General features: G+C 58.2%; 16 protein-coding genes and 2 tRNA genes. 7 read left to right on the top strand and 11 right to left on the bottom strand.

Going from position 1 to position 12,927, the window contains the following annotated elements; genetic code table 11:
• Positions 1 to 115: 115 nt before the first annotated feature.
• Positions 116 to 556, bottom strand: a complete 441-nt coding sequence (locus OK142_RS20835) for a VOC family protein (RefSeq protein WP_035242411.1) — start codon at positions 554 to 556, stop codon at positions 116 to 118.
• 192 nt (positions 557 to 748) lie between these two features.
• On the opposite strand from OK142_RS20835, the gene OK142_RS20830 reads away from it, so the two are divergent.
• Together OK142_RS20830 and OK142_RS20825 are read left to right on the top strand one after the other, a co-directional pair.
• Positions 749 to 1,327, top strand: a complete 579-nt coding sequence (locus tag OK142_RS20830; protein ID WP_035242409.1) for a cold-shock protein — start codon at positions 749 to 751, stop codon at positions 1,325 to 1,327.
• Positions 1,327 to 1,809 (top strand): DUF192 domain-containing protein, encoded by a 483-nt coding sequence (locus OK142_RS20825; protein WP_498684891.1) that lies wholly within the window; start codon positions 1,327 to 1,329, stop codon positions 1,807 to 1,809. The genes OK142_RS20830 and OK142_RS20825 overlap by 1 nt, the downstream gene beginning before the upstream one ends.
• 59 nt (positions 1,810 to 1,868) lie before the next feature.
• Here OK142_RS20825 and OK142_RS20820 read toward each other — a convergent pair whose 3' ends face one another.
• Positions 1,869 to 2,117, bottom strand: a complete 249-nt coding sequence (locus OK142_RS20820) for a BON domain-containing protein (protein ID WP_003495474.1) — start codon at positions 2,115 to 2,117, stop codon at positions 1,869 to 1,871.
• Between the two features lie 230 nt (positions 2,118 to 2,347).
• Between OK142_RS20820 and OK142_RS20815 the strand changes: the two genes are divergently transcribed.
• Together OK142_RS20815 and OK142_RS20810 are read left to right on the top strand one after the other, a co-directional pair.
• Positions 2,348 to 2,617, top strand: coding sequence for a DUF982 domain-containing protein (locus OK142_RS20815; protein WP_035242407.1), 270 nt, complete (start codon positions 2,348 to 2,350; stop codon positions 2,615 to 2,617).
• Positions 2,618 to 2,832: 215 nt separating this feature from the next.
• Positions 2,833 to 3,975, top strand: a complete 1,143-nt coding sequence (locus OK142_RS20810) for a ceramide glucosyltransferase (protein WP_498684890.1) — start codon at positions 2,833 to 2,835, stop codon at positions 3,973 to 3,975.
• A gap of 55 nt (positions 3,976 to 4,030) precedes the next feature.
• On the opposite strand, the gene OK142_RS20805 is transcribed toward OK142_RS20810, so the two are convergent.
• A tRNA-Pro gene (locus tag OK142_RS20805) sits at positions 4,031 to 4,107 on the bottom strand.
• A gap of 267 nt (positions 4,108 to 4,374) precedes the next feature.
• Here OK142_RS20805 and OK142_RS20800 point away from each other — a divergent pair.
• Together OK142_RS20800 and OK142_RS20795 are read left to right on the top strand one after the other, a co-directional pair.
• The gene (locus OK142_RS20800; RefSeq protein WP_003495468.1) at positions 4,375 to 4,680 is read left to right on the top strand and encodes an ETC complex I subunit; all 306 of its coding nucleotides are present in this window, start codon (positions 4,375 to 4,377) and stop codon (positions 4,678 to 4,680) included.
• Between the two features lie 42 nt (positions 4,681 to 4,722).
• Positions 4,723 to 4,799, top strand: a tRNA-Arg gene (locus OK142_RS20795).
• Positions 4,800 to 4,873: 74 nt separating this feature from the next.
• Here OK142_RS20795 and OK142_RS20790 read toward each other — a convergent pair.
• From OK142_RS20790 to OK142_RS20760, 7 genes are all read right to left on the bottom strand, one after another.
• Positions 4,874 to 5,557, bottom strand: a complete 684-nt coding sequence (locus tag OK142_RS20790; RefSeq protein WP_498684888.1) for a DUF4405 domain-containing protein — start codon at positions 5,555 to 5,557, stop codon at positions 4,874 to 4,876.
• Entirely contained in the window at positions 5,554 to 6,015 is a 462-nt protein-coding gene (locus OK142_RS20785; protein ID WP_498684923.1) for a cytochrome P460 family protein, read from the bottom strand. Before OK142_RS20785 ends, OK142_RS20790 begins: the two co-directional genes overlap by 4 nt.
• A gap of 8 nt (positions 6,016 to 6,023) precedes the next feature.
• Positions 6,024 to 6,512, bottom strand: coding sequence for a (R)-mandelonitrile lyase (locus OK142_RS20780; protein ID WP_003495431.1), 489 nt, complete (start codon positions 6,510 to 6,512; stop codon positions 6,024 to 6,026).
• Positions 6,513 to 6,515: 3 nt separating this feature from the next.
• On the bottom strand, positions 6,516 to 6,872 hold the full coding sequence (locus OK142_RS20775; protein ID WP_082184452.1) for a carboxymuconolactone decarboxylase family protein: 357 nt from the start codon (positions 6,870 to 6,872) through the stop codon (positions 6,516 to 6,518).
• 185 nt (positions 6,873 to 7,057) lie between these two features.
• Positions 7,058 to 8,068 carry an alpha/beta hydrolase gene (locus OK142_RS20770; protein WP_498684887.1) on the bottom strand — a complete coding sequence of 337 codons (1,011 nt, stop codon included), beginning with the start codon at positions 8,066 to 8,068 and terminating at the stop codon, positions 7,058 to 7,060.
• A 169-nt stretch (positions 8,069 to 8,237) separates the two neighbouring features.
• The gene (locus OK142_RS20765; RefSeq protein WP_498684886.1) at positions 8,238 to 9,323 is read right to left on the bottom strand and encodes an alpha/beta hydrolase; all 1,086 of its coding nucleotides are present in this window, start codon (positions 9,321 to 9,323) and stop codon (positions 8,238 to 8,240) included.
• A 120-nt stretch (positions 9,324 to 9,443) separates the two neighbouring features.
• Positions 9,444 to 10,337 (bottom strand): LysR family transcriptional regulator, encoded by an 894-nt coding sequence (locus OK142_RS20760; protein ID WP_498684884.1) that lies wholly within the window; start codon positions 10,335 to 10,337, stop codon positions 9,444 to 9,446.
• Positions 10,338 to 10,451: 114 nt separating this feature from the next.
• Between OK142_RS20760 and OK142_RS20755 the strand changes: the two genes are divergently transcribed.
• The gene (locus tag OK142_RS20755) at positions 10,452 to 11,441 is read left to right on the top strand and encodes an aldo/keto reductase (RefSeq protein ID WP_216329876.1); all 990 of its coding nucleotides are present in this window, start codon (positions 10,452 to 10,454) and stop codon (positions 11,439 to 11,441) included.
• 123 nt (positions 11,442 to 11,564) lie between these two features.
• On the opposite strand, the gene OK142_RS20750 is transcribed toward OK142_RS20755, so the two are convergent.
• A complete protein-coding gene (locus OK142_RS20750) occupies positions 11,565 to 12,857 on the bottom strand; it encodes an ABC transporter substrate-binding protein (protein WP_498684881.1) in 1,293 nt (430 codons plus the stop codon).
• Positions 12,858 to 12,927: the final 70 nt, after the last annotated feature.

Genomic DNA, 12,927 nt, shown 5'->3' with positions numbered 1-12,927 from the left:
CGGAATCGTCTGCTTTCCCCAAAACGGGATTGGCCGTTTCGATTCGCGGACTATGCCTCATCCGATTGTGACAAGGCAAGAGCGCCCGAAACCGCTGCTGTTGGCGGGAAAATCCCTACCAGGAACCGGTATTCTGCATAGATATCCACGGTTCGGCTGGTGCGAGGCTTTCGCCCTTCTGAAGAATTTCGAAGGAAATACCATCGGGGGAACGGACAAAGGCCATGTGACCGTCACGCGGCGGCCGGTTGATCACGACGCCATTTTGCTGAAGCCGCGCACAGAAGTCGTAAATATTGTCGACCTCATAGGCCAGGTGCCCGAAATTGCGGCCACCGGTGTAATCCTCTGTATCCCAATTGTAGGTGAGTTCAAGCGAAGGCGCTTTTTTTTCTCGTGCGGCAGCAATGTCGTCGCGCGCCGCAAGAAACACCAGAGTGAATCGGCCTTTTTCGTTTTCGATTCGGCGTATTTCCTCGAGACCAAGCAGGTCGCAATAGAATTTCATTGATTCGCCAAGGTCTTTGACGCGAACCATTGTGTGCAGATACCGCATTTTCTTCCTCTCCAATACACGGGTCCGGTGCCGTTAAACGCATCATGGCAAGCCCCGGACAAGGACCGCGACATAAAAGCAGCTACGCAAATCAAAAACTAGGGCTTGCGTGGAACCGTTACCAAGATGTTAATCTGGTAATCAGGAATCAGTTGACCGGTGTATGGCGCGTAATCGAGGGGTTGGCAGGATATGGCTGATAGGATGTCATCGAAAACGATAGTCGATGTCGAGGACCTTTCGGGCGATGCCGTGGACCTGGTCGAGATCACCGGCGTCGTGAAATGGTTCGACGTCGCCAAGGGCTTCGGCTTCATCGTGCCCGATAACGGCATTCAGGACGTGCTGCTGCATGTCTCCTGCCTGCGCCGCGACGGATACCAGACCATTCTCGAAGGAACCCGCATCGTCGCCCTCATCCAGCGGCGCGACCGGGGCTTTCAGGCTTTCCGCATCCTTTCGATGGATCAGTCGACTGCCGTTCACCCCTCGCAGCTGCCGCCGGTACGCACCCATGTGCAGGTCACGCCCTCGAGCGGGCTTGAGCGCGCCATCGTCAAGTGGTTCAACCGCACCAAGGGTTTCGGCTTCCTGACGCGTGGCGAAGGAACCGAAGATATTTTCGTGCATATGGAAACGCTGCGTCGTTTCGGCCTGACGGAACTGCGCCCCGGCCAGGTGGTGCTGGTGCGTTATGGCGATGGCGACAAGGGTTTGATGGCGGCGGAAATCCATCCCGACAACCCCGCCCCGATCGGGATGTCCCACTGATGACCGCCTTGTTTCGCACAGTGATGAAGAGCGCCGTTCTGGCGCTTCTTTTTTTCACCTTCGCAGGCGTCGCCCAGGCTCAGCAGCAGAATTTCACATCCGAGCCGCTGACGATCGAAAGCGCCGCCGGGAAAAGCCATGACTTCGTTACGGAACTTGCCCTCAACAACGCCCAGCGCGAACAGGGGCTGATGTTTCGCAAATCAATGCCACTTGAAAACGGCATGCTGTTCGATTTTGGCCAGGAGCGGGACGTGGCTATGTGGATGAGGAATACCCTTATTCCACTCGATATGCTGTTCATCGCCCGGGACGGCCGAATCACCCATATCCACGAAAACGCGGTTCCCCATTCGGAAGCGATCATCAGCTCCCGCGGAGTGGTAAAATTTGTGCTTGAACTGAATGGCGGCACTGCGAAGCGTTATGGCATCAAGCCGGGCGACATGGTGCGCAGTGCTCAGATCGGCAACCGGAAATAACATTGCCGCGTTATGGTGTCTGAAAAAGCCGGACGACGTTTCGCCCGGCTTGCAGAATATCAGTATACCGGCTCGATATGGCTCAAAATCCGGCAATTGGAGATGGAGGCGGCAAGGTTGATGGCAATATCGATCGCCTCGACCGAATCGGCCGTGCCTTCCAGGTAGATCACGTCATTTTCGACGATTGCGGAAATACGCGACTTCTCAAGTCCCGTTTCGAAGGCCAGGGCAGAGGTGATCGCCTGACATACGCCAGCCATGCGGTCTCCGAAGAAGCTTTCCTGAATGCCTGACAAATTGAACATATGCGTTCTCCTTCTTATGGACATTACAACGCGCCAATAGCGGTTTTGTTCATCTCCGGTTCATCATTTCGTTCATCTTCCATTCATCTTGGAAAATTGGAACCCCCTGACCGATCACATTTTAGGTGATCGGGAACCATTTCGTGAGGCGGGCATTTCGCGCATGGGAGAGAGACGCGCATGGGAGAGAGAACAGCCTGAAAGGGACATGAAACAGGGAGGAGAATGACATGCTGATAAATAGAACGGAGCCGTGTCACCACGCCTCGTGGATGAAGCCGGTAGCGATCCATCTGCCGCTTTGCGTGGCCGTGGAGATTTACAGCCCTCTGGTGGCGCTGGACATGCTGATGTACCGCTGGCCCGAGGAACATGGCCCGGAATATGAGGAAGCGCGCAGGAACTGCCTCGATGCGATCGCCGGAAAATGCGATATCGAAAAAGCGCGGGAATCGTTTCTCGTCGCAAGCAGTCACGCGCATATCCTGAACATCCACTAAGGTTCGTTAGCTGCGATGATGACTTTGCCCTTCTTCACGAAGGGCTTTTCTTTGCCGCCGGACCGGTGCAGCGGCGCCGTTTCCCGCACCGCGCACCCTGCCCGCCTGCCGATGATGACATGTAACTGTCACTCAAACGTTATAATCGGCAGGAACGAATTCCATGGAATCGATTGGCGCAAATCGCCGAAAGCTTGGGAGTGGAACTGGCCAGCATGGAAACTGTTTTTGCCCTTTGCGCAATTCTGCTCCTCGCCTTCAATCTTCTCGGGATTGTTCTCGCCGGCTGGCGCCTGACAAGACGTGACACGGAAAACGCACTTGTTCGGCAAAAACCGCCGGTCTCGCTGGTAGTGCCGCTGCGTGGCGTGGAAAACTTCACACCGTTGACACTCTCGCGCGCCTTTGAGCTCGACTGGCCGGATTACGAGCTGCTGTTCTGCGTTGCCGACGAACTCGATCCCGTGATCGAGGAAGTGCGCAAAGCCAGCGCCGCCTCGCCTGCGGTTTCAGCGCAATTGCTCATCGGTGATGACCGCATCAGCGCCAATCCGAAACTGAACAATTGCGTGAAAGGCTGGCGCGCCGCCCGCCACGAATGGGTCATTCTGGCCGATTCGAACGTGCTGATGCCGCCATCCTATATCGCGACCATGATGTCAGCCTGGCGGCCTGATAGCGGGCTTGTCTGCTCGCCGCCGCTCGGCTCCCGCCCGACGGGCTTCTGGGCCCATGTCGAGTGCGCTTTCCTCAACGGCTCACAGGGCCGCTGGCAATATGCGGCCGAAGCGATCGGCATGGGTTTTGCGCAGGGCAAATCGATGTTGTGGAACAAACCGTTCCTGGAAGAGCATGGCGGCATTCGCGCGCTTGCCGCTGAAATCGCCGAGGACGCCGCCTCGACGAAGCTGGTCAGAAATGCCGGCCGCAGCGTGCACCTGGTCTCCGCCCCCTTTGAACAGCCGCTCGGCCAGCGTCATGCCGGCGAGATCTGGTCGCGGCAGACCCGCTGGGCGCGGCTGCGGCGCGTGACCTTCCCGCAATATTTCGCCCCGGAAATCCTCACCGGCGCGCTGCCCCCGCTCCTCTTCGCGATCGCCGCCGCCCTTGCCGCGGACGTCGATCTTAGCGTCACCGCCATCGCCGTTCTCACCATCATGTACGGCCCGGAACTGGCGCTCATAGCACTCAACCGGTGGCCGGTCTCTCTTTATACCCTGCCGGCCATGATCGCGCGCGACGTGATCATGCCCTTTGTCTGGGCGCGCAGCTGGATCGGCAGCGCGGTCGCATGGCGCGGCAATGTCATGACGATCGGCACAGCCGAGAGCACTTTGGCCGGACCATCAGCGGACTGAACGGAAGCTTTTCTTTTAAGGAGGTTACGCCGACAAGCGGATATTTTGCTTTAAATGGTCGGAGTGGAGAGATTCGAACTCCCGACCCTCTGGTCCCAAACCAGATGCGCTACCAGACTGCGCTACACTCCGCCGAGGCGATGGCTGGGGAATACACGGTTCACCCAAACTCCGCAACAGGGAAATTCATCTTTGTTCAGCCCATTCTCTCCATCGCCCAAAAGCGCCTTGGCGCCGCAGGGCAGCAAAGCGATGGCAAGGGATAATCGTCTTGACTCTCACATGAAGTCGGTCCATTTCAAATTTCAGCGTTCCTGACACGATTTGGTTATTCTATTCAGGTACGTGAAGAGTAATCTGGGGTGTTGCGCCCCACCGCCCAACCGGAGCAGTTTCGACATGTCTGCGAAGATTTACCGCCCTGCAAAAACCGCCATGCAATCCGGCAAGGCGAAAACCAATGTCTGGGTTCTGGAATTCGACGCCGAAGTTCCGCGCAAGATCGATCCGATCATGGGATACACGTCCACCTCCGACATGAAGCAGCAGGTCAAGCTGACATTCGAGACGCAGGAACAGGCCGAAGCCTATGCGCAGCGCAAGGGCATCGAATACCGCGTCATCCAGCCGAAGGAAGCTACCCGCAAGGTGGTTTCCTATACCGACAATTTCCGTTTCAACCGCACCCAGCCCTGGACGCACTGAAACAAGACGACTTTAGACCGGAGCATCCCTGCCCGGCATGACGGCCCCTTAGCTCAACTGGATAGAGCAACTGCCTTCTAAGCAGTAGGTCGCAGGTTCGAGTCCTGCAGGGGTCGCCACCTTTCCTTGAAAAAACTGATGAGAAAGTCTGCTCGGATGTCTGGGCAGAATGCGCCGATCGTTTCCGATGCGGTTACCTTCCCGGCGTTCCGGAGCGCATGGAAACCAGCCTCAAGCCGTAATGGGTCATGGCGGCATACAAGCTGACTATCGAGGCATAATTCACGAAAAATCCGAGCGTCGACTCGTTGAAATCCCACATGTCCAGCGAATAGCTCAGCATCAACTTCCGCCCGAACGCCATCTCGAAAGAGCTTCTTATTCCCCAAACCGCCACTGCGAGCGACGTCAGCCGCAGAATGGCGGTCCGAAAGGAATTCGCGCCTGAAACGCCAACCAGTCCACGACCGACGCTCATCACCACCTGCCAGCGCGTCCCGAGATGGGTGGCGATGATGAGCAGCACCCAGTATCCCGCGAACATATGGATTTCCCGGACGGCGAAAGCGCCGCCCATCGAAGTGAAGGGCAAGAGGTCGCGGGATATCAGCAGGCTGGTCACGAGCATGATCGTCATCGCGATTGCAAGGCTTGCAATCGTCACCAGATTGACAATGCGAACGGCATCCAGCCTCCGTTTCGTCACGCCGCCATACCAGCGGCGATTGAAGACGTTGTGGACGATGACCAGCGTGAAAAGCGCCGTTCCGAACAGCTCATGTGAGAGATTGTCGAGCCACCAATAGGCAAGGCAAGCAATAATCAGACCAACGGCGATGAGATCGAGCACCAGACGAAACCGCAGGACGCCGTTCATTTCAGTTCAAACCGGCGCATGTCGTTGAACGTGTAGAGAAAGTCCCTGTCGGACCGTGAGGTGTGGCAGCGCTGACAGCGGGCGGTGTTCTCTTCCATGTTGATCGTGCCATCCGGCTTGAACCATTGGAACTGCCAGTCGGCGGTGCGGCGGTTCTCGTCGTAGTCCTGTCCCCAGCCCTCGCCCTTCTCCATGATGAAATAACGGAAGACCTTGCCGCCGCGATAGTCGACGAGCGCCACATGGGTTCCGTTGGGAATGGGATCGCCGCGCTTGACGGCCTCGATCGCCTCGCGGGTGGTCATGATATGTTCGGTAACCTCACCCCGCTCCACCGTCGTGTAGTGTATGAGCTTGTCGATGTCAGGCATCGTCGCACGGGTCGGCTCGGCGCGGACCTGCATGCCGACGAGGAATACGGCACTTGTTACGAAGGCGGCGGCGCCCGCCATCTGCATGACCCTGTTCAATCCATGCCTCCATCCGTCTTGGCATATTGCTCGTCGGTCACGTGTTCCATCCACTCGACGGTCTTTCCATCAAGGGCTTCCGCCACGGCGATATGCGACATTCCGTATTCCGGTGATGCGCCGTGCCAGTGTTTCACGCCCGGAGGGATCCAGACGACGTCTCCGGGTCCGATTTCCTGAATGTCGCCATCCCAGTGCTGGACGCGGCCCTCACCCTCCGTCACGATCAGTGTCTGACCCAGAGGATGTGTATGCCACGCGGTGCGGGCGGCGGGTTCGAAAGAGACGAGACCCCCGCCGACGCGAGCGGGCGGTGGGGTCTGGAAGCGTGACTGCACCTTGACGGAACCGGTAAAATAGTCCGGCGACCCCGTAGTCGTCGCCTCATTGCTGAAACGGGTCACCGTTATGGCACGGTCCGGTTCGGCAAAAGCAGTCGTGGCGCCAAGGGCCATGGCGGCGGTGATCATCGATTTTGTGTTCATGGCTTATTTCTCCGCAAACACATCTTTGGCAACCGCGACTGCGGAAACGCCGCTCGGCCAGCCCGAATAAAAAGCCATATGGGTGATGGTTTCGACGATCTCCTCCTTCGTCAGCCCGTTCTGCAGGCCGAGACGGATATGGGAGCGAAGCTGGTCAGGACGATTGAGCGCGATCAGCGCCGTGATTGTCACGAGGCTTCGGTCACGTTTGGATATTTCGGGGCGTTCCCATATGTCGCTGTAGAGAACCCCGTCAGTGAGTTCGGCCAGTTTCGGTGCGGTATCGCCCATCAATTGCTGGGCGCGCGTCTGCTGCTTTTCCGGCTGTGCCGAAGGCGTTGCTGTCTGGGCGTTTGTCATGGTGATCGAACCGAGAATGAGAGTGATACCCGTTGCGAGAAAGAGGCTCTTGGTAGGTCGTTTCAAAGGGAACTCCTTGGATGGCTTGTGTCGCAGGCTCGCACGCAACGACAGGCATCGAGATGCCCGTTGCCGCCACGAAACCTGGATTTGGATGAAGGGTGGATAAACCGTCGTTGACGGTCTTAGGCCAGCGTCCGGCCGAAGAACGGGGTGAGCTTGTCAAGCGCCGCCTGCACATATTCGGGCACCCAATAGGTCTCGATATGCTTTGCGCCCCTGATCAGGAAGAGTTCCTTGTCCTTCGTGCCGGTAGCCTTGGGGAAAGCATCTTCCGTTAGGTAAAGCGTGTCTGCTTCACTACCGGCAATCATCAACAGCGGAACGTCGATGAGCTCGAGTTCGTCCGTCGCATCCCAGCGCATCAGGTCCATCAGGCTGCTCATCGTATATTTGAAGGTCGAGCCCGGATGCGCGTTGGTTCGCCAGTAGTAGTGATAGCCCTGCCGATAGAGATCGAAGGGCAGAGCCTCTATCTGCGCATCCGTGAGGTTCGCGTCGCCGGCATAAAGAACGTCGCCACCGGCCGCTTCCTGCGCCCGGGCCAAAGAGGCCTGCTGCAGCCGCTTCTGGATCGTATCCATCTGGCTGTCCTTGAAGCCGTTGCGGCGCACGCGCCCGGAGTTGAACATGCTGAGCGTCGCCACCGCCTTGAAACGCTTGTCGGTCTTGGCCGCCGCCAGCGAGTAACCGCCACCGCCGCAGATGCCGAGCAGCCCCAGACGCGCCGTATCCACGCCGGGGAAGCCGCTGATGAAGTCCGCCATCCCGTGGATGTCCTCAATGCGATGTTGAGGCTTGTCGACGCTGCGTGGCGTGCCGCCGCTGCCGCCCTGATAGGCGGCATCGGCCGAGATGGTGATGAAGCCCCGTTCGGCCAGACGCTGGGCGTAGAGACCGGTCGTCTGCTCCTTCACGCCGCCATTCGGATGCGCAAGCACGATGGCGGGATACCTCTTGCCGGGGTCGTAATTGGCCGGAGTATAGACGTTGGCGACGATGTCGAGGCCGTTCAGCCTGTATGTTACCGGATGGATGTTCACCTTGCCGGGTTCGTTTTTGGTGATCGCCCCATCATAGGCAAGCGTGAAAGGGTTCTGCCTGTAGTCGGCTGCGGCAGCTTGGGTCGTCGTCATGGTTGACACTCCTAACATTGCACCGGAGATGAAGAGAGCCGACGCTCCGAGGAACTCGCGTCTCTTTCCGTTGATGATTTCGTTCGCCATCGTCAGGCTCCTTGTCTGATCGGAAGTGGTCTGATCGGGAATGCGCGCAACGGCTGTTTAACGCGAACGGATCGGTGCTTCAGTCCAGCTTCTTGTCGGCGAGGAACTTCGAGATCTGGTCGGCAATCTCGACATTGTTCTGGTCCGACATCAGGAAATGCGTGCCGCCCTTGATGCCGATCTCCGGCAGGTGGACAAGCGCTGCATCGCCGCCATGCTTATTGACTGTCTCCACCCACAGCTTCGCCATGGCCAGCCTTACGCGCCAGTTGTCCTGTCCACGCTCCGTGGTCGGTTCGGTCGGGAAATTGTCGCCGTAATAAATGACGATCGGCAGGCGTGTCAGTTTCTCGAAGTCGGCGACAGGCACGGCCTCAGCCTTCAGCGTGCCGGCGGCACTCGGCATTTCCGCAGGCACCTCACCTTCCGGGAAGATGAAACCACTGCCGGGCTCCAGCGCCACGATGCCCTTCACATTCGGGTTCTTGATGGCTGTCAGCCAGCCGGGACCACCTGCCTGCGAATGGGTGAACAGGATGCCGGGTCCTGTTTTGGTAAACAGCGCCGACATGGCATCCGAAATCACCTTGGCGTCGTATGGCCCGGTGTTCGGCGTGACCGAGCGCAGGAACTGGTCGAGCGCTGCCGGATCGCGGGAGAATTGCACGTTGTCAAAATAGTTCGGCCACTTGCCGATGCGGAACTGGTCGAAGAACAGCTGGTCGTAGGGCGTCGGCTCGATCGTCGTTGCGACCGTGCTGTTGCCCGCGCGGCCTCGGCGCGGCTGGTCGACGAGGTAGGTGGAGTAGCCACGGCGCAGGAAGATATTCTGAAAACCCTCGCGACCGTCAGGCGTCGTCTCCCAGCTCCGTCCCGACTGAAATGCGCCATGCAGCATGACGATCGGCAGCGGCTTCGGGTTTTGTGGAACCTGATAGAACACATAGGCGTGGTCACCATGCAGTGTCTGGCCTTCGGCCGTTGGCGCGTTGTTATTATAGGTGCCGGGCTTGCTCGACACCGTGCCGCCAACCGCGAAGCTGCCCTGCTGCTCGATGACGAGCGGCTCGGCCTTTGCCGCTGTCTGGGCAAAGGCGACGCTCGAGGACGCAGCGATGGCGGAAAATACGAAGGCTGAAATGGTTTTGGTAAAAATCTGGGACATGGCTCTCTCACAACATGACGTTGAAAGAAGGCTACGCGACCGGCATTCCGGTGATTAGATACCCATTTACGATTGAAGCCATTAGCTCCGCTTATCAATCACTTTTAGTTCATTAGGGCGTTATCCGCGATATCGCAGCGCGTCCACCACGAGTGCGAAAGCCGGAGACGCGTGACGCCGATTTGGATAATAAAGATGGTAGCCGGAAAAAGGCGCGCACCAATCTTCGAGAACCCGGATCAGCGTTCCCTTTGCGATATCCTCCGCAACGATGTCCTCAGGCATATAGGCAAGGCCAAGACCCCGTTTCGCGGCATCGAGGCGCATGGCGATGTTGTTGAAGACGAGTTGCCCTTCCACTCTCACCTTGAGTTCATGGCCATCCTTTTCGAACTCCCAGAAAAGGATGTTGCCGTAGGTCGGCATGCGTATCTGGATGCAATTATGCGCCGTCAGATCCTCGGGCACCTCTGGCCAGGGGTTCTGCCGGAAATAGGATGGTGCACCCACCACGGCCATGCGCATCTCGGGGGCGATCTTGACCGCGATCATGTCCTTGGCAAGTTGCTCGCCGAGCCGCACGCCGGCGTCGTAACGCTCCGCAACGATATCCGTCAGCCCGTAATCGACGGTAATCTCGACATTGATATCAGGGTAATTCGGGAGGATTTTGTCCAGCGCTGGCGCAAGGACGGAGATGGCGGCATGTTCCCCCGCCGTGATGCGCACGGTGCCCGCGGGCTTATCCCGCATGTCGCTCAGTGCCGAAAGCTCAGACTGAATATCATCGAACCTTGGACCTGCTGTCTGAAGCAGACGCTCACCGGCGGCCGTGGGTGAAACACGCCTCGTCGTTCTCGTCAACAACCTCAGGCCCAGCCGCTCTTCAAGGCCGCGCACCGTCTGGCTCAACGCGGACTGCGAGACACCCAGCTTGACGGCCGCCCGGGTAAAGCTCTGCTCGCGCGCCACCGTGACGAAGGCGGCCAGATCGTTGAAGTTCTCCTGCGGCATTCATTAGGCATCCTTATAGCTTCATGCTGATTACTGCCCCTATTCGAAAATGTCGGCAAGGAATATCTTTTCCATCAGACGCGGCCTCAAGCGGCCCGATCAAGGAGTAGAGAAATGCTGAAACGCAAAATCGGAAGCCTCGAAGTCTCCGCCCTCGGCCTCGGCTGCATGAGCATGAGCGCGGCCTATGGGCCAGCGGCCGATAAAGCGGAGATGATCAAGCTGATCCGTTTCGCCCATGAGCAGGGCATCACGCTGTTCGATACCGCCGAGGCTTATGGCCCCTTCGTCAACGAGGAACTTCTCGGCGAGGCGCTCGCCCCCATCCGCGACGGGGTCGTCATCGCCACCAAGTTCGGCTTCGACATCGACCTTGAAACAGGTGAACGTCGCCACGGCACCAACAGCCGCCCGGAACATATCAAAGCCGTTGCAGAAGCGAGCCTCAGGCGTCTCAGGACCGACCGCATCGACCTGTTCTACCAGCACCGCGTCGATCCGGCTGTGCCGATAGAGGATGTCGCAGGCGCTGTAAAAGATCTGATCGATGCAGGCAAGGTCAAGCATTTCGGCCTCTCCGAAGCGGGTGTCGGCACCATCCGCAAGGCTCATGCCGTTCAGCCCGTCACCGCCGTCCAGAGTGAGTATTCCCTGTTCTGGCGCGGGCCTGAGGCAGAACTCCTTCCCGCACTTGAAGAACTTGGGATCGGCTTTGTACCGTTCAGCCCACTCGGTGCCGGCTTCCTGACGGGCAAGATCGACGAAAATACCAAATTCGACCCAACCGATTTCCGCAATGCCGTTCCCCGGTTTTCCCCCGAGGCCCGCAAGGCCAACCTCGCCCTGGTCGACGCCATCAAGGTCATAGCAGACACCAAGCAATCGACGCCTGCCCAGGTAGCGCTCGCCTGGCTACTGGCACAGAAACCCTGGATCGTCCCGATCCCCGGCACGACCAGGCAGCACCGTCTTGAAGAAAACCTTGGGAGTGTCGATCTTGAACTGACGTCGACCGATCTTGCGGACATCAACACGGTTCTTTCGAAGATTGAAGTTGTCGGCAACAGGCTTCCAGACGCGGTCCTGAAGATGACCGGCCTCTGATTTGGACGGCGATGCCGTAGGGACCTGTTGGAAAATCGACTGTCCGATCTAAGCCTCAAGGGCGTTCGACAATATTCATCGAGACCACGACGCGCCGGAAAATGCTCCGGCGCGTCGTGTTTTTCAGGATCCCTTTTTCAAGATTGCAGCAACCCGCTCGGCCATTCTGGCGAGAGCATCCTTGGGCGTCAGCGCGCCGCGCTGGAGCTGATCGAGAATCTCAGCCTGCGCTTTCCAGACTGTGCTGCCCATATTGTTGGGATAGGCATACCAGGTGGCCGCATTGTCCATCTGCGTGAATACAGTTCGGAAATTCGGATTGGCGGCGTAGAATTCCGTCAGAAGGGTAGCGGAATTCCGGTTTGTCGGCATGTAACCCGTCGTCTGTGCAATTTGCGCCTGAACCTTGGCGCTGGTCAGATATTTGACGAATTTCCACGCCGCATCCTGCTTTGCGGGCTCCTGAGCCAGGATGACGACAGCGTTGCCGCCGGTGGGCAGACCGCCCTTGTTCCTGTCGGGCATGGGATAACGGACCGTGCGCATATCGAAACGACCGCCAACAGCCTTGGTGAAGTTTGCGACGCCGGAGGGTGAAGCGACGACCATGCCGAGCTTGCCGGCGAAGAACTGCTGGTGGGCGGGGTCGGTGCTGGTATCGACGGTCATGCCGGTTTTCAGCGAAATGTCCTGCGCCAATTGCAGCGCCTTCAGGCCGGTTTCGTTGTCGAAACCGATCCCGGTCTCATCGGCATTGACGATGCGGCCGCCTTGCGAAAGCACCATGAGTTGCCAGTACCAGTCGCTGGCAAGCGCCCCGACCGAGAAGTTGAGACCGGCAACATCGCTGCTCGAAGCCTTGATCCTGTTGGCGAGGTCGATAACGCCCTGCCATTCATCGGGAAATTTATCCATCGAGCCGCCGGCTTTTGTCACCAGATCGGCGTTTACGTATAGGATGGGGGTGGATGCATTGAATGGAACCGCAAATTGCTTGCCCTCGACCTGGCCAAGATTGAGTACGGATTCCGCATAATTCTCCTTGGTCCAGCCGGCCGTTTCCTTATCCATGAACGGCTGGAGGTTAACGGCGAGACCGCGCTCCTCAAGCGTCTTGACAAGCGGACGCAGCCACGAATATGCAGGCAGGTAAATATCCGGCAGGTTGTTGGTCAGCACGTCGCGCATGATCGTCTGATGCGCCTTGGCATAATCTTCTGCCGGCACCTGCAGGTTGATGGCGATGCCGGGATTGTCCCGCATGAAATCCTTGACCACAGGCTGGAGAAACGCCGCCGTGCTGGGATAGGCATGGAAGAAATTGAGGGTGATATCGGTCGATTGCGCCTTGGCCGGAACGGCAAGGGCGCTGGCGATCGCCGCCGCGACAAATGCGAAAATTGTCTTGGTCTTCATGGTATTTTGATCCTTTGAGATACCGGTTGACTGCATCAGGCCTGTCGGGTTGCCGCCCGGCAGGCCTGTT

Origin of the sequence: Agrobacterium sp. BT-220-3 (genome assembly GCF_025910175.1) — a bacterium.
Taxonomy (GTDB): domain Bacteria; phylum Pseudomonadota; class Alphaproteobacteria; order Rhizobiales; family Rhizobiaceae; genus Agrobacterium; species Agrobacterium oryzihabitans.
Note: the sequence above shows the minus strand (reverse complement) of the source record. Positions and strands in the feature narration are given on the sequence as shown.

Excerpts from the sequence above, each read along its gene's own strand:
- OK142_RS20835 (WP_035242411.1), bottom strand. The coding sequence starts at position 556 with ATGCGGTATCTGCACACAATGGTTCGCGTCAAAGACCTTGGCGAATCA.
- OK142_RS20830 (WP_035242409.1), top strand. The coding sequence starts at position 749 with ATGGCTGATAGGATGTCATCGAAAACGATAGTCGATGTCGAGGACCTT.
- OK142_RS20825 (WP_498684891.1), top strand. The coding sequence starts at position 1,327 with ATGACCGCCTTGTTTCGCACAGTGATGAAGAGCGCCGTTCTGGCGCTT.
- OK142_RS20820 (WP_003495474.1), bottom strand. The coding sequence starts at position 2,117 with ATGTTCAATTTGTCAGGCATTCAGGAAAGCTTCTTCGGAGACCGCATG.
- OK142_RS20815 (WP_035242407.1), top strand. The coding sequence starts at position 2,348 with ATGCTGATAAATAGAACGGAGCCGTGTCACCACGCCTCGTGGATGAAG.
- OK142_RS20810 (WP_498684890.1), top strand. The coding sequence starts at position 2,833 with ATGGAAACTGTTTTTGCCCTTTGCGCAATTCTGCTCCTCGCCTTCAAT.
- OK142_RS20800 (WP_003495468.1), top strand. The coding sequence starts at position 4,375 with ATGTCTGCGAAGATTTACCGCCCTGCAAAAACCGCCATGCAATCCGGC.
- OK142_RS20790 (WP_498684888.1), bottom strand. The coding sequence starts at position 5,557 with ATGAACGGCGTCCTGCGGTTTCGTCTGGTGCTCGATCTCATCGCCGTT.
- OK142_RS20785 (WP_498684923.1), bottom strand. The coding sequence starts at position 6,015 with ATGCAGATGGCGGGCGCCGCCGCCTTCGTAACAAGTGCCGTATTCCTC.
- OK142_RS20780 (WP_003495431.1), bottom strand. The coding sequence starts at position 6,512 with ATGAACACAAAATCGATGATCACCGCCGCCATGGCCCTTGGCGCCACG.
- OK142_RS20775 (WP_082184452.1), bottom strand. The coding sequence starts at position 6,872 with ATGACAAACGCCCAGACAGCAACGCCTTCGGCACAGCCGGAAAAGCAG.
- OK142_RS20770 (WP_498684887.1), bottom strand. The coding sequence starts at position 8,068 with ATGACGACGACCCAAGCTGCCGCAGCCGACTACAGGCAGAACCCTTTC.
- OK142_RS20765 (WP_498684886.1), bottom strand. The coding sequence starts at position 9,323 with ATGTCCCAGATTTTTACCAAAACCATTTCAGCCTTCGTATTTTCCGCC.
- OK142_RS20760 (WP_498684884.1), bottom strand. The coding sequence starts at position 10,337 with ATGCCGCAGGAGAACTTCAACGATCTGGCCGCCTTCGTCACGGTGGCG.
- OK142_RS20755 (WP_216329876.1), top strand. The coding sequence starts at position 10,452 with ATGCTGAAACGCAAAATCGGAAGCCTCGAAGTCTCCGCCCTCGGCCTC.
- OK142_RS20750 (WP_498684881.1), bottom strand. The coding sequence starts at position 12,857 with ATGAAGACCAAGACAATTTTCGCATTTGTCGCGGCGGCGATCGCCAGC.